The sequence below is a fragment of the Alphaproteobacteria bacterium genome, from assembly GCA_019746225.1.
Lineage (GTDB): Bacteria > Pseudomonadota > Alphaproteobacteria > Paracaedibacterales > VGCI01 > VGCI01.
This window is the reverse complement of record JAIESE010000026.1, coordinates 1-26881: the sequence shown is the minus strand read 5'-3', so window position 1 is coordinate 26881 and position 26881 is coordinate 1. Positions and strand designations below refer to the sequence as shown.

Below are 26881 nucleotides of genomic sequence, written 5' to 3'. Positions count from 1 at the left end.
ATATGAGGTGTCTTCTGCTATAAAAGGTGAAGCGCGTCAGAAACAACAAAGGGAGTATGAGTATGATTATGGAGTTTCATGATTTTGTTGGGTTTTCTGGGGCTATTGCGATCTTAATTGCCTATTTTCTTCTTCAAGCCAAAAAGATGTCCGCGGATAGTCTGATCTATTCTCTATTAAATTTAATTGGCGCCATTTTGATATTATTTTCCTTAGCCAATGCATGGAATTTAACAGCCGTGTTCATAGAGATCATTTGGCTCGGCATCAGCTTATTTGGTGTTCTCAAGTGGTATAAGGAAAGTTATTCTAAGAAAGTTGATGCTTAATAAGACCAGGCTGAAGCGTCCGCAAAAAGAGCGCGCAACAGCTGATTATTTACCGCATGACCCGAATTATGGCCAATGAATTGTCCAAGGATGGGGGCACCTGCTAAGGCAAAATCGCCGATTGCATCTAACATTTTGTGACGCACAAACTCATCAGAATACCGCAAACCTTCTTCATTCATGACTTCGCCGTCTTTAATCACAACAGCATTTTCAAGGGAAGATCCTTTGGCCAAGCCTTGAGCCCAGAGTTTCTCGGCATCTTCATAAAAGCCAAAAGTCCGTGCTTGAGACAGAAGATCTCCAAAATCGTCATGATCGGGATAATAGGTCAACGTCCAAGATTGATTGGCAAGACGCCCATTGGCGTTAAATTGCATCGTGAATTCGGTTTCATCACTTGGTTTTAGGATAGCTGTTGCCGTGCCGACTTTCACTTCCAACGTCTTCAAAATTTTGATTCGTCGCACAGTCTGGCGTTGTTGGCGAGTATGAGCTTTTTCAATCATTTCCACAAACTCACGGGAACTGCCATCCATAATGGGAACTTCAGGCCCGTCGACTTCGATAATGGCATTATGAATACCGCAGCCTGCGAGAGCCGCGATCACATGCTCAATCGTTGAAACGGAAATCCCTTGGGCATTGGTTATTGTGGTGCACATCGCTGTGTTGGATACCGTGTCCCAACGGGCAGGAATGCGGCGGGAATGTTCAGGCACATCGGTGCGCATAAATACATATCCGGAATTGGCAATGGCGGGGCGAAGGGTGAGGGTGGCTGGCTTCCCTGAATGCGCTCCGATGCCAGAGCATGAAATAGGATTTGCAATCGTATGCTGCCAAGTAGGGTGGTTTAATGGAACAGCTATCGGCAGCCTTTGAGGCGCCGTAGATTTGAGGCTTTTAGAAGCAATTCCCATCGGTTCCACGATATAAAACTCTCAACCATAAATTAAACCTATCTTTAGGATGGCCCACTTATTTGTGAAGGGCAAACACTAGAATGTTACAAAGTGTTACGCCACGCAAAGGGTTGTAGAACCTAGGCTTTACCTAATATTAAGGTTTAGATGCTAGGCTATGTTAATGATTGGGCCGTTGGCCAATCTTGAGAAAGTTTTAACATTCATATCTAGGAGTTAACTGAAATGTCCGTATCAAAATCTAAAACAGTAGCGACTTTGTCAGCCCTTGGACTAATCGTCGGATTCTTTGCATTTGGTGGTGAAGACGCAACAGCTGCGCAAAAGCCATATAAAATGAAAATGTCAAGAGCTGGTCAAGGGAGAATCCATGCCTATGCGTCAGCGGATAACACACAATGCCTTAGAACGCATAAAAACCATATCACTTGCCAAACAGAAGTTAAAATTGAAATCGGCTTATTCAGTTGAAAGCTGTTTTACAGCGAATGATCATCAAATCTCCTTCATCGGCAGTTCACCGATGATGGAGATTTTTAATTGTATATTGTGTTTTCAAGTTCCAAAATGAGCATAGGATGAATGATTTATCTTCGGATTCAATCTTTAGAGGGTGAACAGATTGAGACTTGATCGAGGAGCTCTTAACCAAGAATTGATTCACAACGCTCTTGTGAGATGGTGCTTGGGATTAACCCTTCTTTTTCCATGGGTCTTTATCTTTGCCCTCCCCCCTTTGCGAATAGGTGTCTGGACAGATACAGAAGGTGTGGCTTTGGCTATAGCCTCCCTCGGTGTCGTGGCGGCGGTAATCTTGATTTGCCTGAATTTGTATTCTACACCTCTCAATAATTTGAAGAAGGTTTTGAAGTTTGAGAGCTTTCAACATAACCCAATATTGCTTGGGGTTATGGGATTGGCTCTCCTTTCCATTATCACACTTCCATTTTCCTATGATTATCAACTCTCCTGGTTTGGTCATCCAGAACAAATGATTGGCGGATGGCTTTGGCTTTCTCTGTCTATGATTCTTCTTCTTTTTTTATGGTTGAGGCAAAATGATCCCCATAAAGGCCATATACAAGCTATCCGAATTAGCACCGAACTTGCGTGTTTTGCGCACATCGGTCTTGTGGTGTTTGCTCATCCAACCTATGCCAACACGACGGGAGATTGGAGCTTATACCATTTCACTGCGCACTTAGGCTGGGTTGGAGCTGTGTTATTTCTTTTGAGTCTTAGTCACCAGAAACGGGCGTCCATTATCTTAAAACTTGCTGCTATTATCGCCATTCTATTATCCCAAAATAAAATTGCGATTGGGGCTCTTATCCTAGGCCCCTTGGCTTACATTCTTATATCAAAAATTTTACACCCAGAACAGAAATGGCTATCCTTGCTGACAGTTCTTCTCGCTGCCCCATTTTGTTTGTTGCTCGTTGAATATATCGCTTTTTCATGGGATGTTTTGCCAAGTTTAAGTTCTCGTTTTATTTCTGTAAAAGTTCTTTGGCAAGATTTTATCCAAGCACCTGTTACAAATCTCTTTACTGGCATGGGGTGGGGGCAGATGAGTGATGGGATTATAAGACAGCTGCCTGCTCTTAAGGCGGCAAGTGCTCAAGAAGCGGCATGGGAAGGGATTGGGCGATATGATGCATCGAGCCTAAATCAAACGTCAGATGCTTTTGCTTCTCTTGGGGTTTTGGGCGCCATCTTCTGCTTTCTCATTCCTCTTTCGCCTTTTTTAATGACAAAAAGCTATTTCAGTCCCAAAAAAAGCACCTCGGAACAAGAAGTACAAAAAGGTTTCCTTTTCACAGCTTGCCTCATCGTCATGCTTCTTCATCACGGCTGGTTTATGATGCTCTCTGTCTTTCCCTTGTTTATTTCAGCTGTAATGACCATGGATATTCCCAAACCCATCACTGTCAAACTGAAAGAGGAGCCGTTAACCCCAGCGTCTCCCCGATTTCGTTTCTCTTATCTTGCGACCACGGTGAGTGCAGCCCTCGTTCTTCTATGGACCAGCCATTCGATGTATTCTAATGCCATCTACTATTCAAATGATTTAAGATCATCTTTGCCGGTGCGCCTTGCTTGGAAATTGAATGCCAATTTTGACTTAAATTGCAAAAATCTGGTTGCGCACAGAGGCCCCGGATCCATCCCATTTGCCTTTTGGCTGAGGTCATATCTTCAAACTCAAAACGATCCCATTTGGGACCATAAAATTATGAGTAATGAAATTAAATGTGCCCTTAAAACCATACGCGAACAATCCCCCCAACCCTCGCTGACACTCATTTCACAAGTGTCGGATTACAACAAGAAAAAGAAACTGACTTAAGCCAGATACTTTGATATTTGACTTTGAGAGATGACGTTTTTCAGACCCCCTTCTACTCATTTGATTGCAATTTCCAGCAAAACAGGGTACATACTTGAAATATATGTCTTACTTTAGCCAATCACTTTTAAGGAAATGATGATGCCGCATAAGGCTCAACATAACGCAAGGTCTTCAGACGCTTCTGCAAGCCTGCTGCCATTCGGAGACCGCGCCATCTGGGCGATTGGGTGGATGCATTTCTTTTGGAGCACAAGCACAATCATGGTGGCCTCCTTGTTGCCAACCTTTTTAACGGAAGTGCTTCACGCGTCTCATACAAAAGTCGGCGTCTTGGAAGGGGTGGCTGTTGCGTTGATGTTTGCCTCAAAGATCATCTCTGGGGTCTTAAGCGATGTGTTTAGGACCCGAAAGCCCATGATTGCGATTGGAAGCCTTTTCGGTGTTTTGGTAAAGTTTATGTTTGCGGCGGCCACCAGCTATAACCTTGTTTTCTTTGCAAAATGTATTGATCGCTTGGTCAAGGGAATTCGCTCCTCCCCTACGGATGCATTGATCGCCGACCTTTCAACCAACCAAACCCACGGAAAAAGCTACGGTATTCGTCAAACTCTTTATCCTTTAGGCGTTGTATTCGGCTCCCTATTAGCGACAGGCTTAATGGTTTTGTCAGGCAACAGTTTTCGGACTGTATTTATGTTGGCATCCATTCCAGGCGTTATCGCGCTGATTATTTTGTTCGCTTTTATTCGGCAACCTAAAATTCGCCATGAAATTCCCAAAAGAACCTTGCGGTGGAATTTTCGGGATATCAAATTTCTTTCTTACCGCTTCTGGCTCCTGCTTGGTGTGACAAGCATCTTAATGCTCGCGCGCTTTAGCGAAGCCTTCTTAAACTTACAAGCAAAGTCGGTTGGGTGGGAAATTGCCATGTTGCCCTTGCTTTTTGTGGCCTATGAGCTGGTGCATGCGGTTGTTGCGTACCCCATGGGGAAGCTCGCAGACAAGGTCAATCGGAAAAAACTCCTCTTGATCGGCATGAGTATCCTGTTTATCGCAAATCTGATCTTAATAACCGCCTCAACGTGGTGGGGAGCCTTGCTGGGCGTGATGACCGTAGGACTTCATATGGGCATGACTCAAGGGTTGTTGTCAGCGATGATTGCAGACGAAGCGCCGGCTGACCTTCGCGGTACGGCTTTTGGTCTCTATTACTTCTGCATCGGTGGGTCCGTTCTGATTGGGAATATTATCGCTGGACGGCTTGCAGATGCATTCGCTATACAAGGTTGCTTCTATGGGGGAGCGGTTTTCACCGTCCTTGCCTCCATATGCCTTGTTTTTGTCATTCGAACATCATCACCTGACCTCAAACAATGAAAACGCTTCAGTTTAGAATCAATGAAGCGGCTAAAGAGATTAAAGCCGTTGCCAAAAATCCAATGCGAGAGGCCCGACTCTTGTTGGCCCATGCCCTCAACACAACCTATGAAGAAGTCTACGTTTCTCAAGAACATCTCATATCCGAGGAGGAAGAGAATAGCTTTAAGGCGCTTATCGAAAGGCGTCTTCAAAAGGAGCCTCTGTCTAAAATTAAGGAACATCGTGAATTTTGGAGCCTTCCCTTTCGGGTAACCAGGGATACGCTGGACCCTCGACCCGACAGTGAAACCCTGATTGAAGCTGTGGTTGCTTGCGTCCCAGACAAGACTCATCCTTTGCGAATTCTTGATCTTGGGACCGGAACAGGTTGCCTACTTTTAAGTCTTCTCCATGAATATCCCCATTCAACGGGTGTTGGTGTTGATCTCAGTGAACGGGCAATTTTGATTGCCCAAGAAAACGCTTCACGTCTTAATTTAGAGGAACGATCCGCTTTTATGGTTGGAAGCTGGGGGGAGGCTATTGTTGGCACTTTTGATGTCATTATAAGTAATCCGCCGTATATTGGGTCATCTGAACCCCTTCCTCCTGAAGTCGCTTTGTATGATCCGCAATTAGCCCTGGATGGGGGAGAGGATGGATTAAGCTGTTATCGGGCACTTTCAGAACAAATTCCAAGGCTCGCTAAACAGGGGACAACCATTGTCCTAGAAATAGGGAAGGGGCAGTCGAATGACGTTAAAGCATTGTTTTCATTCACAAAGTGTGTCGCATCTTCCCCTGACATTAATAAAATAGAAAGGTGTTTAATTTTCACCTGTGATTCAATGACTGCCTTATTAGCATAAAAGACATGCAAAATTGTGTTGCCAAATGAAAAAAATTAGGATAGAGTATTAATATAGTTTGAGGTTGATAACAAAAAACGACATCACCTCGGCTAAAAATTTACCAAATGGCTTTAAATTAATGGGGACCCCCGATGAAACAAATGATGATGAATCGTGCTCGTACACGTCCAGCACCAACAACTCGTTCAAAACAGTCAGGTTCTATGAAAAACAACCAATCAGACTATTCTCAAGGGGATAATCTACGTGGAAATATTCGTACTAATGTTCAGAATTCAGTTGAAAAATACACAACACTCGCTCGTGAAGCGATGTTGACTGGTGATCGGGTGCTTGCTGAAAGTTATTTCCAACAAGCTGAGCATTATTTGCGCCTCAACAATGAATATAAAGAGAATATTCTCGTGCTTCCGCGCTCTGAGACACCTTCTATTCCAGAAGAAATGATTCCTCCAGCAAATGACTTTGAATTATCTATTGAACAAGAATTGGCGATTGCTCAAGCAAACCAATAATATGACTACTCCCTCTTGTATTTTAAGGAAGTCTGTGACTTTTTGGGGATACAAGAGGGAAGCTTCCTTTAAACCCCTGCTTTAATGACTATTCTACCTCTGTGCTCTTCAAAAGTGGGTATCAACATCAAGCTATATTCCATGCATGGATTTGTAATAACACCTCATAATATCCTCCCTCTTTTGTAAAATTTCTGTTATAATTTAGCGTTAAATGAATGTTTCCCATCAGGTGGATTTAATGCGGCTTATAGGAGGGCTTACCCATGAACACAGAACGCTATACCCAGCGCGCCCAAGGCATGATTCAATCAGCCCAAATGTTGGCTTTGAGAGAAGGCCACCAACGGATCACGCCAGAACATCTTGCCAAGGTCCTCCTCGATGATGACCAAGGGTTGTGCGGTCAGTTGTGTGAATTGAGTGCCCCTGGAAAAGATGCTGCTAAAAGGCTGTTATCGTTTATAGAAGAATCCTTGGCGAAGCAAACAAAGGTTTCCGGTGGCGGGTCAGGCCAGGTGTATCTCGCTCCTGAAGTTGCTCAAGTATTTGAAACTGCCGAAAAGGCAGCAGACAAAGCAAGTGATAAATTCGTAACCGCAGAGATGTTGTTCTTGGCTCTTTCTATGGTCGAGCCTACAAAGGGTCTGTTTGCCAAAGCCAATGTAACCCCCGATACTCTGAACCAGGCCATAGAATCATTGAGAAAAGGTCGCAAAGCGGATAGCGCCAGTGCAGAAGACTCTTATGATGCCTTGAAGCGGTATGCGCGGGATCTCACCCAAGCGGCGCGAGAGGGAAAGATTGATCCGGTGATTGGGCGGGATGAGGAAATCCGACGGACCATTCAGGTACTTTCCCGTCGCACAAAAAATAATCCTGTTCTTATAGGTGAACCAGGCGTGGGGAAAACCGCGATTGTTGAGGGGCTGGCGCAACGCATCGTGAACGGCGATGTCCCTGAAACCTTACGGGAAACGCAGCTCATGTCCCTTGATTTGGGGGCTCTTATTGCCGGCGCTAAATATCGGGGTGAATTTGAAGAACGCCTGAAAGCTGTCCTCAATGAAATTACCCATGCTCAAGGGGATATTATTCTCTTTATTGACGAGCTTCACACCCTCATCGGGGCAGGGAAGGCTGATGGAGCCATGGATGCCAGCAACATGTTGAAGCCGGCCCTTGCCCGTGGCGAACTCCACTGTCTTGGCGCCACGACCCTTGATGAATACCGCCAACATATTGAAAAAGATGCGGCTCTTGCCCGCCGTTTTCAACCCGTCTTTGTTGCAGAGCCCACAGTTGAAGATTCGATTTCGATCCTTCGCGGACTGAAGGAAAAGTACGAACTTCACCACGGCGTTCGCATTTCTGATAGCGCCATTGTGGCTGCATGCACCTTGTCCCACCGCTATATCAGCGACCGTTTTTTGCCAGATAAAGCCATTGACTTGATGGATGAGGCTGCCAGTCGATTACGCATGATAGTGGACTCAAAACCGGAAGAGATTGATGAGTTGGATCGGCGCATCATTCAGCTGAAAATTGAGCGGGAAGCCTTGAAGCGAGAAAGTGATAAGGCGTCACAAGAACGTCTGGTCAAATTAGAAACGGAGCTGGCCGATCTCGAAGAAAAGTCCTTGAGTTTGAGTACGGTGTGGCGTGCGGAAAAAGAAGTCCTCTCCCAAGCCCAAAAACTGAAAGAACAACTCGATTCCTTGCGCTCTGAGTTGGAGATGGTTCAACGCAAGGGTGACCTTGCACGAGCCGGCCAAATTATGTATGGGCTGATTCCGGATCTTGAACACAAGCTTCTGGAGATTGAATCCAAACAAACGCAACGCTCTTTAAAGGAAGAGGTCACTGACCAGGACATCGCCGCCATTGTAGAGCGTTGGACAGGGATTCCTGTTGAGAAGATGCTGACCGGGGAAAAAGAAAAGCTCTTGGGCATGGAAAATGCCTTGCGCCAACGCGTCATTGGGCAAGATGAGGCCATTCAAGCCATCACCAATGCCATACGCCGCGCCCGTGCGGGCTTGCAGGATCCGAACCGCCCTATGGGATCTTTCCTCTTTTTAGGCCCCACCGGCGTTGGAAAAACGGAGTTAACCAAGGCTCTTGCGGCGTTCATTTTCGATGACGAGACGAATATGATTCGTATTGATATGTCAGAATATATGGAAAAGCACGCAGTCTCACGTCTGATTGGGGCGCCTCCCGGCTATGTGGGTTATGAACAAGGAGGGGAGCTTACCGAAGCGGTGCGTCGGCGCCCCTACCAGGTCATTCTTTTTGATGAAGTGGAAAAGGCCCATAAGGATGTCTTTAATATCCTCCTCCAAGTCCTAGATGACGGACGCCTAACCGACGGGCAAGGCCGCACCGTTGATTTTAAAAATACTTTGATTATCTTGACCTCCAACCTTGGGGCGGATGCGCTTGCGGACCATCTTGAAGGGGATATAACGCCACACATGCGAGATCAAGTCATGATGGCGGTAAAACAAAACTTTCGGCCAGAATTTTTAAACCGCCTCGATGAGGTGCTGATTTTCCATCGTTTAAGCCGCTCAAACATGGCACAAATCGTCAAAATCCAGCTCCAAAACTTGACGAATCGTTTGGCGGAGCGAAAAATTGGCCTGACTCTGGATGATAAAGCGTTGGAATGGCTCGCTGAAGCTGGCTTTGACCCCCTTTATGGCGCCCGTCCCTTGAAGCGCGTGATTCAACGGACCCTTCAAGATCCTCTGGCCTTAAAATTGCTTGAAGGAAGCATCTCGGAAGGGAGCACCATTACGGTCTCAACCGACCGTGAAGGCCTTGTGATCAAGAGTTGATATAAGGTCTATTCTTTAGGCGAACGAGCAAGGAATTTCATAAGGATTTCGTATTCTTTGGGTGTCTTGGCAATTTCTTTCAAGATATCGAGAATATTTTCATTTTCCCATCCTATGACTTGCCTCAAGAGCCGGGGAGCAAAGCTTTGAGGATCATGCTCTTCCAGAAACGTAGCAATGAGCTCGAGTTGACGGTAAGCATCTTCTCGCGTTTTAATCTGAACGGATTTTGCGGGTGCCTCTTCAATTTGTTCAGGAATAACGACTTCATTTTCAGGCTCTTCTTCAGGCGCTGGCTCATCTACTTCTTCTTCAGCTGCTTCTTCTTCAGCTACTTCTTCTTCAATCAACTCTGGTTCCTCAATTTCCTCAATGGGTTCTTCTCGAGGGAATTCCGGTTCTGGAGTTGGCTCTGGGGTCGGGGGTACGCGTGTTTGAAGGTTGTTGGTTAAAATGCGTTCCATTTCCTTTAATGTTCTGATAATTCTTGAAAAGCTCGGAGAGGTATTCCCCAATAAACCCGCAAGAGATGTTTTATAGGTTTGTGATGCTTGAGTTGCTTCTAAAACACTCGCGAGTTGCGTCGAGAGATAGGCATCCGATGTTTGATCGATGCTCCTTTGGAAATCCTCAAGTGTCCCAATGGTCTTTGAAGGATCAACTTGGCTTGGGGCATTGTTTGGAGAAAGACGCTTTTGGGTCGCATCGCTGTGTTGAGCCGACTTATAAAATCCCAAGCCAAAAGTTGTTTGATCAAGTTTTGATTTTGTTAAGGGCACGAGGAGAAGACGGTCTGAAAAAACGGTGTCCATCCATTCAAATATCATCAGACGACTTTCCATATCATCATCTTCTTGAGGTTGAGGATGAATAACTTTCCAAAACGTCTCTGTTAAGGTGGTTAAAAGCTGGATACCGCGGACATACCCTTCGACACCATCAAGGGCTGTCCAGGCTTCTGTTAGCCATGCCCCAAGCTGAAGATCTTTAGATCTTGTTGTAAGTGTCTCAATACATAAATTTTCAACCAGATTCCAATCCGCGCGTTTCAGCTCCGTTTTCCATATCCCCATAGATAGACGGGGATCGTCTTCTATTCTAGCCAGGCGAATATCATCATATACAGGGTCATATCGTAAGTAGGGTCCAACAGGATTTTCAGGAGATAAATCCTTGAAGACATCTGGAAGATTGAGGAATCCTTTCCTCAAAGTGGGTGAAGACGTAGAGGCTGTCATCCCTTAACCCCCCTTTTCGGGTTTGGCAGGTTTTTCCTCTGGGGCTGGTTCCTCTGGGGCTTCTTCTTCAGCTTTCTTCTTTTTAGGTTCCTTCTTTGCTTCCTTTTCTCTCTTCTCAATGTCTTCAATAATTTCAGGGTCTGGTTCTACCAAACCTTGGACGATAGCAGGCTTCTCTGACATATCCAGAATATTCTGATCCAGGGAAGGTGCCTCCGTTGGAAAAGTAGGAACGGAGACTACAGCTCCTGGTTTTTTGCCTTTTCCAGGTTTATTTAGAACGATACGATTATACACAACTGTCTTTTCTTCAGGACCATTGGGGACTTCAAAGCGCAAGGTATAGGGGTTTTGATCTTTCATGGACTCAAAATCACTACTGCTTGATTGCTGGGATCGCAGCAACTGTAACATTGACCACTGACCAGGGTAGGTGAATGTGACCGTTTGTTCATCAACCGCCATATAGGGTTGTGCTTCATCGAGAAATGGTTGCATTTCTGCTGAATCTGGCCACCGGAGTGTTACGGTGACGGGACTCCCATACGTCCATCGACCCGTTTTCTTTTTATCATTATTGGTGATGGTAGAGTTTTCACTTGGGGCAATTGACCATTCAATAATCATATTCCCCCCGACTTCCTTTTCCTTATTGACCCGGAAGTCGATGGTAAAGTCAAAAGAAGGGGTATCTCCAGGTAGCTTAGAGTTTAGATATACTTGAAGAAACTCCCGAACGCCTTCCATATCTTTTAAGAATTGGTAAGGCTCTTTCGCGGATGCACCTAATTGATAGATTTGGTCTAACACATGTTTTGGGGTATTACCATAATCGTGAAATAGCTTAAAGAAGGTCTTGATATCCTCTGGATCGGCCTCTGCTTGATCAGTCGTTGTGCCACCTTCTCCCACAAAGGGAAACTTGTCTTTCAAGGAATCATTAAACACTTGAACTAACTTTTCATAATTCTTGATCGAGTCCTGACGTTTGGCAATTTCGCATCGTGACATAAGGGCACGTTGAAGTTGGAGACGCCGATCTTTGAAGAAGTCACCGGATGTTTTTTTAGCACTGACAAGGGTAAACTTTTCAAAGCAATTGCTCATGGAAAGATTGTTAGCATCCTTTTCAATAAGGTTTTCAAGAGTGGATACCGCATTATCCGGCTTCTTCTTATCAAAATCGGAAAGGTCATTAATAATTCGTGTCCAGCGATTGATGAGGGCTCTCTTGCCAGCAAAAGCCTTCATCATATCCGAACCGAGAAGCTTGATCAGGGGTTGAGCATAATCAATTGCGAGGTGAGAAATTTGTTGGCGCTGATGGTCAAGGTATGATTTCAGTTCATCTGGGTCTTTGACACCAAATCCATCCAAAAATACCGATGATTTTCCATCCCACCAATCAAAACTATTATCACGAACGGTGTAAGGATGATATGCAATTAAGAGAGCATCAACCTTTTCAAGAAGTCGTGTTGCCAAAACCCCCAATAGGTTTTGCATCTCAACAAAGACCGTGCCGTTTTGCATTTTGTTCAAAGTTTCCAATAGCTTGATAAATGCAGGAGTGCTTTTGCTGATGTCACCGATAGCTGTGCGCAAGACCTCCTCATTAGTGTCTCCAACTTGCATGCCCGTTGGTATATCAATAAAGCTTTGAGATCTTGCGATGTCACTAATGACATTCTGTTGAAGATTCTGCAACGCAATTTGCTTAAAGGTTTCCCTTAAGTGGATGGGAAAAGAATTCAGATCCTTTTCCACAAAAGCTTCGTATCGCTTTATCAAATTAATGGTGTCTTCAATGAGATTGTGGTTCCACAATGCAAGTTTGTTTTCGGGAACTTGTGTTGTAAACATTTGTCCACTCGTTTTTGCCATAAAGGGTTCGGCAAACAGCTTATGAAGGTTTTTCTCTAAGTTAAAGATACCTTCTGACGGAAGAGATGGTTTTGCCCCCGGGGCCGCCGCATTGATCAAAAGGGTATTCATTTGCAAAAGTTCTTCGTGGAAGGCTTTGTAGACAGTACTTGTTTGTTGGGCAAGTTGCTCAACAATAGCTGAACCAAATGGGGGAAGACTGTCGATTTTTCCCATTATCTCAGAAAATTCTGGGCCGGGATTAAAGTATTCCCCATCAATCCAGTTGTGTCCGACTTCTCCAAGGTTTGGAAGGCTTTGACCAAGGCCCGTGATAAATCCACGAATCAAATCAAGGTTAAGGGGTGCATTTGTTTGAGCTTTTGCAATTGTTGACGTCAAATAGCGCAACTGACCGATGAGGGACATGGGATCTCCCGGTGAGAATAAGACACTTAAAAAATTCATATACAATGCTTGAAGCGTATTTTGAGCAATAGGGTAGTATGATTTTAAATCAATGGGTGGATAGGGCGCTTCTTGAAGAACCTTTCGGAATTTCTCATAGGAGGCAGAAAACTCTGGCGGCAGTTGTATATTAAAAGTGTATTCAATTAATTCAGTCAATACACTCGGTTCCGGTGTCTCGCGCAAGCGATTGTATTTATCAATGTTTTGAACCAACATGCCGATTTCGTCCACATAGTTCTTAAACTGCTGGTATTCGGACGTGGTTAAGGGATTGAGGAGCGTGCCGATCGCTGTCGTCTTAGGTTGGGATCCAAGGGCAGTATCACCGGGACGTATGTTCAAGATGTCCCGGGCACGCAAGAGAAGATCCATATAAATGGTCCGTAAGATAATTTGCTCATAGGATATCTTTAAGGAGCTATTCAGTTGATCTTGAAGAGGGCTGAACCAAGATGATGGAATGAAGAAAGAAAAGAAACTTGCGCGTTGGATGTGATTCATCATTTCGAGCAAGCTTTTTGCTTGATTCGTAAACATCGCCTCTGGGGCTTTGGTTTCTCCAGCTTGGGCAGTTGGAAGTTGTTGCAAGAGGGAATTGACTTTTCCTAAGACAGGCATCAGGTAGTCCCGGTTCTTCATAAAATTTTCATAGGCATTTATCATACCAAATGTTCCGATACCGACAAAAGCAACCATTCCAGCTTTGGCGAAATTTATGTTGCGATTTGCAGAGACAAGACGACTATAGATAGGATAAGCAAGGCCAGATTCGAAGAATATTTTATCTTCAAAAATATCTTTCCCGAAAAAAATATGATGCGTAGGAGAGTCAGAATATTGAGACTCCTCAGTTGTATATACTTGCCCACTCGTGAGACGACTGAGTCGAGTTAGGCGGTTGGGGGTATCATTGTGTTCATCCCAAAGTTGTGGGAAATCATCCGCGATAGAACGAGGTTGGGTAGAGAGGGATAATTCATTCCTTAATTCAGTGTCCTCTTCTTTATTTTCTAAGTCTTCGGTCATCAAAATCCCTGAGGGCACAAAACCGCTGTCGCCGGTAAAATAAATCCCTCTCAACATCAAGGATTCTTCGTAAGCGCTTCCTTTGAAAATATGATCTAAGTAAAGTTTTAAACCATCTTTAAGGGATGTGAACTCATTTGTAAGGATGAGGATACCGTCTCCGTTTTCTGCAGCAACACCGTTGGCAAACATTTCCAATTGAACGTTTGATAGATCATCAGAAATGGTTTGAAAGGCTTCATCCACCCATTGGGGTGTATAAGCGGAGTGAAGAGCATACGGGACAGACCAGCCAAGCATGTTGGTGTGTTGGGCGACGGGAAGCTCATGACAAAAGCTCTGGAATCCGGGCAATATATCACATTTTGTGATGATCACATAAACAGGCAAACGAAGACCGAGGAGATGTTGGGCAGCTGTGAGTTTTTGTGAAAGAAACTTGGCACGTGCATTGATATTTTCGGGGCTTAAGCGTTCCTTCCCATACAATTCTGATGCAGATATGGTGAGGATAATACCATCGAGAGGACGTTTGGCACGATATCTTCCGAGCAAGTTCAAAATGGTTCGCCAACCATGTTCATCTGCTGCTGCTTTGTGTTCTTCTATCACCAAAGATCCGTGAATATCTAAAACGACGGCTCGGTTGTAAAACCACCAACGGCAAGCTGTGTGAGGATTCTTGAGACCAAAATCTGGCATACCGACAGGCAGGCTCATACCAGAACATTCTAGTAAGGTTGACTTGCCGGACGCGCTCGCTCCGACCATTAAATACCAAGGAAGCTGATATTTATAGGTGAGTCGATCAAGGCGACTACGCAAAAAAGCAAGGACGCGTAAGAATGACAAACTAATGTCCCCGACGCGAAATGTTCCGCGTAAGGTCAAAAATTGCGCCAGAAGTCCACCCAGGGGGGGCATTCTATATTCAGGGGTTATTTTTTCCTTAGGGGTCGTCTCTTTCGGCTTTGCCGGACCCTTTTTCTCTGCTTGTTTAATGGAATAAGTCGTTATAAACCCAAGGACCAGGATCAGCACAACGGCAAGAATGGTCAAGATGAGGATGATTTCAGGAATTCGACTTCCCAGATGAGAAAGGGAGTGAAAAAACGACGTCATGAAAGCCCCATTTGTTGAGCTTGATTAAGGATATTACCGATGGATGAATCCATATCCCTGACAAGTTTGTACCATAAGACAGTAGAAGCAAAGAGATAAACGCCTAGAATGCCTAAGAAGGTCAGAAACCACATCCGAATTTCTGGCAAACCTCGACTAATCGTCGAATCCAAGACGTGTTCATAACAATCCTCCATTAAGTGGGCGCGTCCCGGATCATACAGGGTTGATGGATGTCGATTAACCATTCTGTAGAGCTGGTGACGATATAAGGACAATTGTTCAACATTGGCTTCCTCACCTCGATATCGGCCCTTAAAGCCAAGACCTAAGATCAACAGATAGACAATGGCCAAATCTGCGCGCATCGGGTCATTATTGGAGACAAGTTCTTCTATTTTCTCAAAAATAAGTTCCCCTGCTATTTGCGTTTGAAAAAAGCGGCTTTCGAGCAGGTTATTTTCCCAATGTTTTTGTCCTGCCCAGGGAATATTCAAGAAAATCTCGTCAGCAAAGGCAACCATCGCGTAAAGGGAATCTTGGTAGGAACTGGCTGCAAATTCTCCCGCTTGAATGGTTGACTGGATGGCTTGGTCTTCCAAAATCAAACTCAAGCGTCGCTGTATGGTATTCACCAATAAATTATCGGACTCTTCTTGTTGTTTTTTTTGAAGAATTGAAGGTTCTACCGGTTTAGCCTTTTCAGGAGCAGGTTCTTCGGGCAAGGGTTCTTCAGGATTGAGGAGCTGCTTTGTTAGCATTTCTTCAGCGAGCTTTATCGGGTCAACGGGTTCCTTCGTATCTGGAGGGGTTTCTTCAAGCTGTTGCGGAATCTGAGAAAGTTTAAAGGGGTCATTGCCTTCGTTGGCGCGCAAAGCTAATTCCTTCTGCCTCAAGAGCAGATTGAAAAACTCGTGAAAGTTATGGACCAGAAAAGATTGGGAGGCTATTTTTACCCGACTCATAGTATTGACCTAGCCCTCTTGCTCAGTGGGTTCGTTTTCAAGGGAATAGGGACCTCTTGCATACAAAACAATTCCAGAAGGACGCATATTTGGTTGGTCAGCTGCGTGGAAAATCATGAGTTTTTCACCTGGCTTAATATATTGAGGATCCATTTGAACGCGATACAGTTGTAAGCCGCTTCCGGGCATCAGATCCGCCAGCTCATCTCCTTCAATGATAAGTCGAGCAGCCCCTGTTACACGACGCATTCGGGCAGATTCAAGATGGCTTTCAGAAGCAATGACGCACTCACGGACCCATTCGGACATTTCAGCAGCATCCATAGTGGTCGGAATGCGCACACCGATGAGGAGGCTATCTTCTGACCAAGTTGAACTAAGCTTGTGGTAGAACAATCGATCATTTTGAATAAAGGGAACGATGACATAAGTTTGCTCAATACTTCTTGTAACACGATCCATCCAATCCAGAATCGGTACCATTGTGCTTAAAATATCATTATGGTGGTATGGGGCAAAAGAGGGAATAGCTTGACTCAGGCGTAAAGTGGCCAGACGTCCGGCAATCGTACACATGGTTAAGTACAAGTCAAACGGATGAGTTTTTCCTGTACCCACAATCGCTTCAAGGATTGGGATGGATTCTGCAAGAGGACGCAAAAGCTCCCCTGTTTCTTTTAACAATTCTGTTCCAACTTGAGTTTGCCATTTTTCGATTAAATAAGATGATTTCTCACGCATTTTCATGGCTAGTGTGGCCAAGCGATCTCCAAGGGGAGAGTTTTGGTGAACTATAAAGCATGGAGGGATGAAAGGGGTTAAAATATAAGACTCATCCTGATAGGTCATACGTGCCAATGGGATGTATTCATAACGGGCAGGGGGGACAGGGCCTGCCATTAAACTTACCTTTGGAATTAATCTTGGAATGCGAATAACATTGTCGGGCGCATTGTCATCAATGACTTCCGCACCATCCGCCGAAATGTACCTTGGCCATTCACCCGAAATAGGAGAACCTGAAACTGTTCTCTCCGGAACAACAAGGTAGACCGTTAGCTCCTCTTTTGAAAGATCCTCTTTGAGGGGAGTAAGATCAAGTTCTATAGGTGCATCAGAGTCACTATGTCGGTTGACGATTAGTCCATCAGGCATGACAGCATCAATTTCAAGAAGCCTGAAGAGTCCTGAGCTCAAAACAACAGGATCAAGTTTGAGATGGTGAATTCCCCAATAAAAGGGCGACAAACGATGCAAATGATATTTAAGGATCTGGGCGTTACGCAATTCCATTTGTTGAAAATGTTGCGGGGATAGCAACATGCCTTCATGCCACTGAATCTCTGGTATTACAGGTGTCTTTGTCATCCTGTCATCCTCCCCTTTTTCACATACCCACGCGTGTTACAAAAAATTTAACAAAAATCCTTTCTTTATAGTATGAGCAGATTAGACAAAGGAGACAAGGGTGTAATATTCCCTAACATCAATTTGGAAGATTTTTTTTAAAGTATCGGTTTGTGCTTACAAGGGGCGTACCCCAAAATTAGGGTGAGACTAAGCTTGAACTGGTATGTGCCAGGTTGATTTAAGTATGAAGATTAGCTAAATAAATTATTCTTCAAAGTTTTTTGAGATAAGTTTTTTATCTAAACGTTTGATAACTTCATCCGTGAGATCTAGTCCCTGGTTACAATACAAAACGATGGATTGTTCCATTTGACTTCCCTCCCCAATGGACTTGTTCAAAATAATATTTAATCCGTAGGATTTGCCAAGGTCATCAACGATTTCTTTAAGAGTTTGTTTTATGGTGGTAAGGCCGTTGCTTAACACACTGTCAATTTCTTCTTTGCGGACGCGAAATATTTTCTCTAGGGAAGCATGCTTTTTATCAAGATCCAACCTTTGCTTTAAAGTTTCTTGGGTGGGTTCTTTCGTTTCATCTTCTTGCTTTTTAAATTGTTCATATTCGCTGCGAAGTTTTGTTTCTTTCTCGAATATTTCCTTATGAACAGATTCATTTAAGCTTTCCACAACTGACTGAAATTTCTGAAAAACTTTTGAATTTTTCTTAAATCGGTTAATGTCTACAACACCCATAGACACGAGAACAGTGGGTTGCTTGGGGGAGGGACGCAAGAAGGGCAAAGGGGCATAAAGGTTATGGTAGGTGCTCAAGGCTATTGCCCCCACAAGGCCAAGACAAATGAGTCCCCACAACCTATATTTCCCCCTTATCATCCGCCCTCCTTCAAGACCAATAATCCTTTTTACCAGCGTGAGCTGAAGCCGAACAAGAAGCGTTGTGTTTGGTCAAATTTCTGCTTCCTTACTGGTATTGCGTAGTCAATTTTCAAAGGCCCGAATGGTGATGTCCAAGACAAGCCAATACCGACAGAGGCACGAATTGAGCGGTTATCGATGATTTGTGGGCCTGATGCACCGGGCTTCCATGTAGTACCAAAGTCACTAAAGACCGCTCCTTTAACACCAAATTCATTTGGCAGTCCAATGGGGAATAGCATCTCAACTGTTCCCGTCCAGAAGCGCGTACCACCCAGAGGGTCGCCCGTTATCCGGTCACGTGGGCCTATACCTCCAAACTCAAATCCACGGAACGAATCGGCTCCAAGCATGATACTATCAACGATACGGATTATTTTTTTGCCAACTTTTTCAATATCTCCAGCAGAGCCCCGGACATTCAAGACAATTTCCTCAACAGGAGAATAAAACAAAGAAGCCGTGAGGGTATTTCTTAGATAATTCACCTTGCCACCCAAACCTGCATATTGGTTGCTTAGGGAAATAAAATAGCCTGAGGTTGGGTCGATTCGACTATCCCGACGATCATAGAGCAAGGATTGACCAACGGCTGAAGTTAAGAATTTACCAGCTTGTTGTTTAATAAAGATCGAGGCATCTGGTGTAACGTGGCTGACATGGTCATCTTTTAATACGTAAGTCAGAGTTTGTGACAAGTTCTCGGTGATAACGTACGCAATGTGAGGTGTAATACCATTCGATGCGGAGATAAAGTGTTCTAATCGTGTAGAGCGAACCCGGAAGATATCTAACCCAGCCTCAAGATTATACCCTAAGAAGTAAGGGTCTGTAATACCAATATCATATTCTTGGTTGCGGCGGGCAATGGTGACACTGGCATGAACAATGCGGCCAGTTCCCATGAAGTTTCTCTCAGCGAATTTAATGTTCCCTAATATACCATCTAGGGTGGAAAAACCGGCTGCGACGCCCATTTCACCGGTTGGCTGTTCTTCCAGTTTTACAAGTAGCCGAGCTTTGTCATTAGCCGTACCTTGCTCTGTTACGATCTCTGACTTCTTAAAGTAGCCTAGATCCTTAAGATTCTTTTCAGCACGCTTTATTTTTGTTGTGTTATAAGCGTCCCCTTCCAGCATATTAAGTTCACGGCGGACGACTTCATCTTGAGTACGGTCATTACCAAGGATATCAATCCGTTCAATATAGACACGCGGGCCTTCTTTGACTTCAAAAATTAAATCGACTGTTTTCTTTTCTCTGTTTTTTTCAATTCGAGGTTGAATGTCGGCAAAAGCGTAGCCATAGGTTCCAACATGGGTGTTTAATGTTGTCACGTTTCGTTCAATTTGTTTGCGTGAAAACTGATCCCCAGTTTGAATATCGATATAGCATTTCAGATCATTTGCATTGACTTGCTTCAAATGGGAAACAATTTCAACCTTTCCAAAGGTATACTTTTCTCCTTCATCTACGGTAAAGGTTAAGTAAAAATCTCTATGGTCAGGACTCAATTCAGCAACCGCTGACACGAGGCGGAAATCTGGGTATCCCATGTCAAAATAGTATTGTTGTAGGTTTTGTTGATCTGCTGTAAAGCGATCTTGATCAAAAGTGTCATCGCTTGCCCAGAGACGGTACCAGTGCTTGCGTTTTGTGTACAGTTGTTCTTCGAGTCGAGAGGACGTAAAATGTTTGTTTCCAATGAAATTAATTTTGCGAACGTAAGTAACTTCTCCTTCATTAATTTCAAAAACCAAGTCGACTCTATTTTCCTCAAGACGAATCACTTTGGGCTCAACGGTGGCATCAAAACGCCCCATCCGACGATAAATCTCAAGAATACGCTGTTGAGCTGCTTGAATCTTTGTGCGGGATAGCACTTCTCTTGGACGCAGCTGAATTTCTTCGGTTAACTTATCATCTTTTAATTTTGAATTGCCTTCAAAGGAAATGCGATTTATTAAACTATTTTCAATAACTTCAACGACGAGCCCACTGCCAGAGCGGTGTATTTTAACGTCGGCAAAGAAGCCTGTCGCGAAAAGATCCTTCAAGGCTTGATTGAGCTGGATGTCATCAAACGAATCACCAACTTTAAGGGAAAGATTTGACTTAACCGTTTCAGCCTCAATACGCTTGTTGCCAGTGACCTGTATTGACTGAATTGTGTCTGCAAAGACAGCCATTGTAAGAGTTGCGCAAATTAGACTGCTAACAGCGAATAACTTTATAATTCTTTTTCTTGAAAACATTTTATATACCCTTTAGTTCAAAATAAAACGGACGACATCATTCCATGTGGTCAAAAGCATGACACTGACAACAATCGCTAACCCAACCATAAAAGCATATTCTTGGATCTTTTCCGGGACAGGTTTGCCAACAATAGCTTCAATACCATAGAACAATATGTGCCCTCCATCGAGAACAGGAATGGGGAGCAAATTAATGAGGCCGAGATTGATAGATAAAAAGGCCATAAAGACGAGAAGAGCCGCAACACCGCCTTTGGCGCTTTTGCCTGCCAAATCTCCGATCATGAGTATACCACCCATTTCGTCAGCGGAACGCTTTCCTGAAATCATTTGGCCAATACCGATCAATGTATCAACGCTTGCGGTCCAGGTTGTGCCAACGGCATGAGTAATTGCGCTAAGGGGGTTTACGTCACGATATTCGGGAAGCGTAGGGCCGATACCTAAAACCCCAACGGGTTTTTCTACACCATTAACTGTTTCAACCATTTTTACATGTATGACTTGCTCTTGGTTGTCACGTGAAATGCGAATATCAACCTCTTTCCCTTTATTGTTGACAATCACTTTTCGTAAAGCATGAAAGTCTGAAACAGACACATCGTTTAGTTTTAGAATTTTGTCGCCTTCTTTAAGTCCTGCTTTTTCTGCAAGCTTGCCAGGAGCAACAGCTCCAACGGTGGCTGGAATGAAGGGTTCCCCTTTTACCATATACAATCCTGCAAGAACCACAATGGCAAACAAGAAGTTTGCAAATGGGCCTGCGGCGCTCACAGCCATGCGTTGGCCAACAGGCTTGCTGTGAAGGGTGCTGGATTTATCTTCAGCACTCATGCTCTCTAGGGACTCAGTATCGGGCCGGCTGCTGGCGTCCGCATCCCCAAAGAATTTCACGTATCCCCCTAAAGGAATCATGCTTACTTTCCAACGCGTTCTAGCCTTGTCATTCCAACCAAATAATTCAGGGCCAAACCCAATAGAAAAAACCTCGATCTTCACTTTATTATAGCGAGCGACGAGGTAATGGCCAAGTTCGTGAACAAAAACAAGGATGGTTAAAACGATGAGGAAAGGAATTACATGTTCCGCAAAGTTGATCAGGGAAGAGGGGATCAGGGAAGCCATGAGCGTAAACCTCGTTTCATAAAAGTTCGAATATTTGCAACCTTAGCTGATTATGATCATTATGAAAATCCGCAAAAGCACTAAGATGTCATTTTTTTGTGAATAACTTTTTCGGCCACATGCCGAGCTTGTTGATCTATCAGCAAAATATCTTCAATTGAGACGGCAGTCGATTCGCATATTTGATCCAGGACATCACTACAGGTCGAAACAATATCAAGATAAGAAATCTTCTTATCCAAAAAAGCTTGAACGGCAATTTCATTGGCAGCATTTAAGATCGTTGGGCGATTTTTGCCCATTTTGAGAACATTCCTGGCAAGAGATATCGCTGGGAACTTCTTCGCATCAGGGGCCTCAAAAGTCAGTTGACGGATGGCACACAGATCGAGACGGGGTAAGTCCGTTTCCATGCGGGCAGGCCAAGCTAATGTGTACGCAATGGGGACGCGCATATCGTGAATACCCAGCTGAGCCAAGACGGATCCGTCCCGATAGGCAACCAAAGAGTGAACAATAGACTGAGGATGGATAAGGATGTCAATTTGATCTTCTGGGAAACCAAAAAGATAAGCAGCCTCAATCATCTCCAATCCCTTATTCATTAAATTAGAAGAATCAATCGTGACCTTTGGCCCCATGGACCAATTCGGATGCTTTAAGGCTTGTTCTGGGGTGATATGAGTCATTTCTTGAGGAGAAAAAGTTCGAAAGGGACCTCCCGATGCGGTGAGGATGAGCTTCTCAACATGCGCCCGGTGGGATTCTTGGAATACTTGAAATATGGCGTTGTGTTCTGAATCCACGGGCAAAAGGGTTGCCTTATATTTTTTCAAAGCTTCTAAAACAACAGGTCCTGCAGATATCATGGATTCCTTATTGGCCAAGGCGATGATTGCTCCGCGTTCAATGGCGGCATAAGTGGGGCGTAATCCAGCGATACCAACGATTGCAGACATAACCCATTCAGCAGGCGCTTGAGCAGCTTCAATAACACCAGACATTCCTGCAGCCACAGTAATCCCTGTTCCTGCTAAGGCTTCCTTCAAGTGACTATAATAAGAGTCATCTTCGACGACGGCCATTTTAGCATTCAGCGCTAATGCTTGTGTGGCTAAAGTTGCGACATCTTTTTTTGCAACCAGAGCCTCGACCGCAAATGCTTCCGGATTTTTGAGAAGAAGGTCGATGGTACTTCTTCCAATAGAACCAGTGCTTCCGAGAATGGTAACAGAACGGGACATCAATTTACCTTAGAATATTTTGAAAAATTTAAGCATGATCAGAAAGAGCGCGACCAGCAACAAACTATCAATTCGGTCGAGAAGACCACCATGTCCTGGAATGATGTGGCTTGAATCTTTAACTTTAAACAGCCGTTTCGCAGCAGACTCCAGAAGATCTCCTGTATGTCCAACAAGTGTAACAACGATTGTTAAACAAATGAGAAAGACTGGGTTTTCGATGCCAACTTGGCAATAGGGAGCAATGATGAACCCCAGGGCTGATCCAATAATAGAGCCACCGATGAGCCCGGCCCAGGTTTTGTGGGGGCTAATTCGGGGTGCCAATTTTGGCCCCCCAACAAGGCTGCCAACAGCAAAAGCACCTGTATCGGTTGCCCAAACAATCATTAAAGCCCATAACAAGAGAAGGGGGTTAAACTTGGCCAGGCTCAAAATTGCGGCCATTCCAAGTCCAACATATAAAGGACCGGAGAATAAAATCAAGGAAGGGGTAAGACGTGCCCCAATTTGGTGATGGTAATAAATGGTATACAATATGCCGGCAGAAACAATGCAGAAGGCCGGCAGAAACGTGCCAGGCCCGAACATAAGGGAGCCAAGCAGCACGATTACAACGCCATTCATGGGGTGAGACCAGGGAAGGCCTGACATTTTTGACCACTCCCACAAAAGGATTCCCAAAAGAACAATGGATATTATATCAACATAAGGAGTTCCCAAGATCACAGCTCCCAAAGCGATGGGGCCTGCAATGGCGGCTGATAAAATACGTTTACCAAAATTACTGTCTTCGAAACTACTTTTTGGACGCGATAACGGCACCATAACGACGCTCTCTCTGTTGGAAGGTTTCAAGGGCTTGGTCAAAATCGTCTGGTGAAAAGTCAGGCCAGAGGGTTGGAGAGAAGACAAACTCAGTATAAGCCATTTGCCAGAGGAGGAAATTGCTGACCCTTTTCTCACCACTTGTTCGGATAAGGAGATCTGGGTCTGGAATGCCAGTTGTGTATAGGTTCTGACTAAAGGTGTCTGGAGTAATGTCCTCTATAGATAATGAGCCCTCTTTGACTTGTTCGGCAATTTTCTTGGTGGCGAAGAGGATCTCGTCTCGCCCCCCATAACTTAAGGCCATAATAAGCGTGATTTGATTGTTTTGAGATGTTTTGGCTTCGCTTTCTTCAATAAGAGAAACAATGTCGGGAGGCAGTCTTGTGCGATCCCCGATCACTTTCAAGCAAACCCCATTGTCGGCTAATTCTTGAATTTGGTTTTTGAGATTGTATCGCAGCAATCCCATAAGTTCTTCAACCCAACCTTTCGGACGCAACCAATTCTCAGAAGAAAACGCATAAAGCGTAAGGTATTTGATGCCTCGAGTTGCCGCATGACGGACGATTTTGCGAGTGGCTTCTGCTCCTATCCGGTGGCCAGAAATCGTCGAAACCTTATTTTGGTCTGCCCAACGTCCATTGCCATCCATTATTATGGCAACATGGCTAGGAAGGCGCGACAGAGACGGAGCAATCGGGGGAACCGCAGGCAATGTTTCGGTCATAAACAAGGAACCTATATGGTTGATAAATGTAACTGCTCCCTATAAAGCATGATTTTGGCCGGGACGTCAATGAAGATGAGGTCGTGGTGGCGTTGATAGTCCAGAAAATGGAATTGTGAAAGGAAGCTTTCTGATGTAGAGGTAGAAGATAAGGAAAATTCTAGGGGAGTCTTTATGAAACTCAAATCAAACCGATATCTCTGGTTGTTCCTTATTCCGACGATCGTAGGTCTTGGGATTTATCAGCACTATTTTTCACAGACTCAGTTATCCCCTCAAGAATTGGTGATAAAACAGCTTTCCGTTTCTGCCATATCCTCTGAAAGCGCTTGGGATAAGGGATATTTGGCAAACAATCCCCCCATTAAGAAAAAAATCGAACAAGTTGAAAATGGGGCTTTGTGTAACAGTCTGAAACAACTCAATACCAAAGCATTGAGCCATCAAGAAATTTTAAAACAGTTAAAGACACTCGGATATACCTGTGTGGTAAGGCCTCTTGCTGAGAATCCATTAGCTGCTTCTTTAAGGTATTTAAAAACAGACAACACGACGACGCAAGATCCTCATGAAAGGGGAGTAGCTCATCAGGAAATATGCCAGAATCACGCCCAGCCGGCGTGTGTGATTCGCCTCAAGCGGGATGGGTTTCCTAAGAACAGAAGGTCCGCTCCCCATTCCTCAAAAGCGGTTTTGGTGGACGAGAAGGGGGACCCCGGGAGTTATGATAACGAGGCTTTCAAGATTGGCGGGCTTGGTCAGCCCTTACCCAAAGGGCCTTCTGCGAAGTTTGGTTTGAAAGAATGTCTCTATTATAAAGACAAAGAATCCTGCGACAGCTGGGTTGATGCTCTTATGGATGAGGCGCATCCCCGTTTGAAAGACCCTGTGGGGAGTCAGTAGTCATTGCGAGGAGCGAATGCGACGTGGCAATCCATGTATTCTATCCCTTCGTCCACATAGAATACCTCGAAGAATCAAATGCATGGATTGCCACCTCGTTTGCCTCCGCTAATCTCTACGGCTTAACGCCTCGCAATGACGACGATTATTTTCATTTGCATAGTATAAAGAGGCATTAAATTAGGCAATTATTCAACAAAGCTCCTTTAAGGAGGAACGCCCTAAATCCGCGATGAAAGCCAGATCGCGGTTCGGGAGATTGTTTTCACGGCCGTCGTTAAAAGCTCATAAGCGGGGGCATCGCGCCCGCCGAGTTCAATGGCGGTTTCTTTGTGGGCCAGTTCATCTTGCCGACACGCTTCAATGAGGTTCGCCAAAGGGGCATGCGAAGAAGATGCAGGTGAGGCGTTCAGTTCTTCTAGCTGTCCCTGATAATGCTCATCGATGACTTCTTCAACAGCAATCGTGCAGGCGTGTGCGGCTTTCTCCCCCATCATGGCGGTCAGCATGCCCAAAGCATAGCCGCCCACATGCCACAGAGGCTGCAAGAGGGTGGGACGTACTTGGTGCTCAATGATCATCCGATTAAATTTTTGAAGATGCTCTTTTTCTTGGGTAGCCATTTCCGTCAACGTCTCGCCAACTGGAGTTCCCTTTAGGATTGCCAATTGCCCTGCATAGATGCGGGTGGCTCCATATTCGCCCGCCTGATTGACCCGAATCATAGATTTGAGGGTGTCATTGATGGGAGCAGGTATGTCATTTTTGGGGGGGGTGTGGAGAGACGTATGTTGAGAATTAGTTGGTTTCATAGGGACACTCATCCTTTCACAATGAGTATACATGTGAACAAAAAGAAAGGCCCACTATTTCTAGAAGCCTCAGAAAAAATATTTTTTTTCATTATTATTTAGAGGAGAGGTATACGGGGCTAATTTCTTATTTTTTTTATTATCCATAGCCCCTAACACTTTGTAACTGAACCATACAAATGGTTGCAAGGCAAATTTTTAAATCGAGCTTATCTAAAACGCAATATTATTATTTAGAGTTATAGGGAAGAGAGTGTAACGCTTTGAAAAATTTACGAAAAAACTTCAGTCAAATGATTTCGCGACAAAAGCGCGCATTCAAAAACTAAAGATTATATCCCCTTGATCTGACCATTATTGTTATTCCAATAAGTCGGGAAAAAGGTGAGCCTGGACAAGTATCAAGAGTCTTCTTTCAAGTTTAACTCTACAAGTAGGTGTTAAGGGACATCTTCAGGGGAAAACAGAGTTAGAATATAAAGAAATTAGGATTATTTATGGCTATCTCTTGAATATTCCTAACTTCTTGCTGCAACTATCGCCGACCAAAAAGTTTTTCAATATCCGCACGGTGGAGTTTGACGTAAGTTGGTCGACCATGGTTGCATTGGCCGGAGTAGGGCGTGGCCTCCATTTGACGAAGAAGTGCATTCATTTCTTCGATGGAGAGTTGGCGCCCCGCCCGCACACTATTATGGCACGCAAGGGTCCCTAAAATCTCATTGAGCTGTTCTGCCAAACTTAAGGTGGTGTCCATCTCTTGAATTTCGGACACCAAATCTTGGATCAATTGTTTCCAGTCCGCTCGCACTA

General features: G+C 44.5%; 21 protein-coding genes. 8 read left to right on the top strand and 13 right to left on the bottom strand.

The features are described from left to right. Window positions 1–68 precede the first annotated feature (68 nt). Complete coding sequence (locus K2Y18_04870; GenBank protein ID MBX9805071.1) at window positions 69–329, top strand: hypothetical protein; 261 nt, start codon at window positions 69–71, stop codon at window positions 327–329. Here K2Y18_04870 and lpxC read toward each other — a convergent pair. Then, entirely contained in the window at window positions 326–1252 is a 927-nt protein-coding gene (lpxC, locus tag K2Y18_04865; GenBank protein ID MBX9805070.1) for a UDP-3-O-acyl-N-acetylglucosamine deacetylase, read from the bottom strand. The two genes, K2Y18_04870 and lpxC, sit on opposite strands and share 4 nt — an antisense overlap. A 228-nt stretch (window positions 1253–1480) precedes the next feature. Here lpxC and K2Y18_04860 point away from each other — a divergent pair, with 228 nt between their 5' ends. The 6 genes from K2Y18_04860 to clpB all read left to right on the top strand — a co-directional run bounded on the left by K2Y18_04860 (window position 1481) and on the right by clpB (window position 9197). Beyond that, entirely contained in the window at window positions 1481–1726 is a 246-nt protein-coding gene (locus tag K2Y18_04860) for a hypothetical protein (GenBank protein MBX9805069.1), read from the top strand. A gap of 151 nt (window positions 1727–1877) precedes the next feature. Next, window positions 1878–3605 (top strand): hypothetical protein, encoded by a 1728-nt coding sequence (locus K2Y18_04855; protein MBX9805068.1) that lies wholly within the window; start codon window positions 1878–1880, stop codon window positions 3603–3605. Window positions 3606–3746: 141 nt separating this feature from the next. Further along, entirely contained in the window at window positions 3747–4985 is a 1239-nt protein-coding gene (locus K2Y18_04850; GenBank protein MBX9805067.1) for an MFS transporter, read from the top strand. Beyond that, entirely contained in the window at window positions 4982–5836 is an 855-nt protein-coding gene (gene prmC / locus K2Y18_04845; GenBank protein ID MBX9805066.1) for a peptide chain release factor N(5)-glutamine methyltransferase, read from the top strand. Before K2Y18_04850 ends, prmC begins: the two co-directional genes overlap by 4 nt. A 149-nt stretch (window positions 5837–5985) precedes the next feature. Continuing rightward, window positions 5986–6354: a DUF4167 domain-containing protein gene (locus K2Y18_04840; GenBank protein MBX9805065.1), complete on the top strand. Its 369-nt coding sequence runs from the start codon at window positions 5986–5988 to the stop codon at window positions 6352–6354. A 266-nt stretch (window positions 6355–6620) separates the two neighbouring features. Next, the gene (gene clpB, locus K2Y18_04835) at window positions 6621–9197 is read left to right on the top strand and encodes an ATP-dependent chaperone ClpB (protein ID MBX9805064.1); all 2577 of its coding nucleotides are present in this window, start codon (window positions 6621–6623) and stop codon (window positions 9195–9197) included. A gap of 8 nt (window positions 9198–9205) precedes the next feature. On the opposite strand, the gene tssA is transcribed toward clpB, so the two are convergent. The 10 genes from tssA to K2Y18_04785 form a co-directional block, all read right to left on the bottom strand. Beyond that, window positions 9206–10435, bottom strand: coding sequence for a type VI secretion system protein TssA (gene tssA / locus K2Y18_04830; GenBank protein ID MBX9805063.1), 1230 nt, complete (start codon window positions 10433–10435; stop codon window positions 9206–9208). 3 nt (window positions 10436–10438) lie between these two features. Further along, window positions 10439–14917 (bottom strand): hypothetical protein, encoded by a 4479-nt coding sequence (locus K2Y18_04825; protein MBX9805062.1) that lies wholly within the window; start codon window positions 14915–14917, stop codon window positions 10439–10441. Continuing rightward, a complete protein-coding gene (locus K2Y18_04820; GenBank protein ID MBX9805061.1) occupies window positions 14914–15882 on the bottom strand; it encodes a DotU family type IV/VI secretion system protein in 969 nt (322 codons plus the stop codon). The genes K2Y18_04825 and K2Y18_04820 overlap by 4 nt, the downstream gene beginning before the upstream one ends. Before the next feature lie 9 nt (window positions 15883–15891). Continuing rightward, window positions 15892–17250 (bottom strand): type VI secretion system baseplate subunit TssK, encoded by a 1359-nt coding sequence (gene tssK / locus K2Y18_04815; GenBank protein MBX9805060.1) that lies wholly within the window; start codon window positions 17248–17250, stop codon window positions 15892–15894. Between the two features lie 246 nt (window positions 17251–17496). Further along, on the bottom strand, window positions 17497–18126 hold the full coding sequence (locus K2Y18_04810) for an OmpH family outer membrane protein (protein ID MBX9805059.1): 630 nt from the start codon (window positions 18124–18126) through the stop codon (window positions 17497–17499). A 29-nt stretch (window positions 18127–18155) separates the two neighbouring features. Continuing rightward, window positions 18156–20423, bottom strand: a complete 2268-nt coding sequence (gene bamA, locus K2Y18_04805; protein ID MBX9805058.1) for an outer membrane protein assembly factor BamA — start codon at window positions 20421–20423, stop codon at window positions 18156–18158. 12 nt (window positions 20424–20435) lie between these two features. Further along, the gene (gene rseP / locus K2Y18_04800; protein MBX9805057.1) at window positions 20436–21551 is read right to left on the bottom strand and encodes an RIP metalloprotease RseP; all 1116 of its coding nucleotides are present in this window, start codon (window positions 21549–21551) and stop codon (window positions 20436–20438) included. Window positions 21552–21631: 80 nt separating this feature from the next. Further along, a complete protein-coding gene (gene dxr / locus K2Y18_04795) occupies window positions 21632–22795 on the bottom strand; it encodes a 1-deoxy-D-xylulose-5-phosphate reductoisomerase (GenBank protein MBX9805056.1) in 1164 nt (387 codons plus the stop codon). A 9-nt stretch (window positions 22796–22804) separates the two neighbouring features. Next, the gene (locus K2Y18_04790) at window positions 22805–23623 is read right to left on the bottom strand and encodes a phosphatidate cytidylyltransferase (GenBank protein MBX9805055.1); all 819 of its coding nucleotides are present in this window, start codon (window positions 23621–23623) and stop codon (window positions 22805–22807) included. Then, window positions 23595–24353, bottom strand: a complete 759-nt coding sequence (locus tag K2Y18_04785; GenBank protein MBX9805054.1) for an isoprenyl transferase — start codon at window positions 24351–24353, stop codon at window positions 23595–23597. The genes K2Y18_04790 and K2Y18_04785 overlap by 29 nt, the downstream gene beginning before the upstream one ends. Before the next feature lie 174 nt (window positions 24354–24527). Between K2Y18_04785 and K2Y18_04780 the strand changes: the two genes are divergently transcribed. After that, window positions 24528–25256: a hypothetical protein gene (locus K2Y18_04780; protein ID MBX9805053.1), complete on the top strand. Its 729-nt coding sequence runs from the start codon at window positions 24528–24530 to the stop codon at window positions 25254–25256. A 221-nt stretch (window positions 25257–25477) separates the two neighbouring features. Here the strand turns inward: K2Y18_04780 and K2Y18_04775 are convergent, their stop codons facing one another. Next, window positions 25478–26068 carry a demethoxyubiquinone hydroxylase family protein gene (locus tag K2Y18_04775; GenBank protein MBX9805052.1) on the bottom strand — a complete coding sequence of 197 codons (591 nt, stop codon included), beginning with the start codon at window positions 26066–26068 and terminating at the stop codon, window positions 25478–25480. Window positions 26069–26603: 535 nt separating this feature from the next. Further along, on the bottom strand, window positions 26604–26881 hold a 278-nt coding region (locus tag K2Y18_04770), incomplete at its 5' end, for a DNA mismatch repair protein MutL (GenBank protein ID MBX9805051.1).

Bases quoted from the DNA above. Each gene is read 5' to 3' on its own strand.
- K2Y18_04790 (MBX9805055.1), bottom strand. From the start codon at position 23,623: ATGGTGCCGTTATCGCGTCCAAAAAGTAGTTTCGAAGACAGTAATTTT.
- K2Y18_04825 (MBX9805062.1), bottom strand. From the start codon at position 14,917: ATGACGTCGTTTTTTCACTCCCTTTCTCATCTGGGAAGTCGAATTCCT.
- K2Y18_04810 (MBX9805059.1), bottom strand. From the start codon at position 18,126: ATGATAAGGGGGAAATATAGGTTGTGGGGACTCATTTGTCTTGGCCTT.
- K2Y18_04850 (MBX9805067.1), top strand. From the start codon at position 3,747: ATGCCGCATAAGGCTCAACATAACGCAAGGTCTTCAGACGCTTCTGCA.
- tssK (MBX9805060.1), bottom strand. From the start codon at position 17,250: ATGACAAAGACACCTGTAATACCAGAGATTCAGTGGCATGAAGGCATG.
- K2Y18_04870 (MBX9805071.1), top strand. From the start codon at position 69: ATGGAGTTTCATGATTTTGTTGGGTTTTCTGGGGCTATTGCGATCTTA.
- K2Y18_04775 (MBX9805052.1), bottom strand. From the start codon at position 26,068: ATGAAACCAACTAATTCTCAACATACGTCTCTCCACACCCCCCCCAAA.
- K2Y18_04860 (MBX9805069.1), top strand. From the start codon at position 1,481: ATGTCCGTATCAAAATCTAAAACAGTAGCGACTTTGTCAGCCCTTGGA.
- clpB (MBX9805064.1), top strand. From the start codon at position 6,621: ATGAACACAGAACGCTATACCCAGCGCGCCCAAGGCATGATTCAATCA.
- lpxC (MBX9805070.1), bottom strand. From the start codon at position 1,252: ATGGGAATTGCTTCTAAAAGCCTCAAATCTACGGCGCCTCAAAGGCTG.
- rseP (MBX9805057.1), bottom strand. From the start codon at position 21,551: ATGGCTTCCCTGATCCCCTCTTCCCTGATCAACTTTGCGGAACATGTA.
- K2Y18_04820 (MBX9805061.1), bottom strand. From the start codon at position 15,882: ATGAGTCGGGTAAAAATAGCCTCCCAATCTTTTCTGGTCCATAACTTT.
- tssA (MBX9805063.1), bottom strand. From the start codon at position 10,435: ATGACAGCCTCTACGTCTTCACCCACTTTGAGGAAAGGATTCCTCAAT.
- dxr (MBX9805056.1), bottom strand. From the start codon at position 22,795: ATGTCCCGTTCTGTTACCATTCTCGGAAGCACTGGTTCTATTGGAAGA.
- K2Y18_04780 (MBX9805053.1), top strand. From the start codon at position 24,528: ATGAAACTCAAATCAAACCGATATCTCTGGTTGTTCCTTATTCCGACG.
- prmC (MBX9805066.1), top strand. From the start codon at position 4,982: ATGAAAACGCTTCAGTTTAGAATCAATGAAGCGGCTAAAGAGATTAAA.
- K2Y18_04840 (MBX9805065.1), top strand. From the start codon at position 5,986: ATGAATCGTGCTCGTACACGTCCAGCACCAACAACTCGTTCAAAACAG.
- bamA (MBX9805058.1), bottom strand. From the start codon at position 20,423: ATGTTTTCAAGAAAAAGAATTATAAAGTTATTCGCTGTTAGCAGTCTA.
- K2Y18_04785 (MBX9805054.1), bottom strand. From the start codon at position 24,353: ATGACCGAAACATTGCCTGCGGTTCCCCCGATTGCTCCGTCTCTGTCG.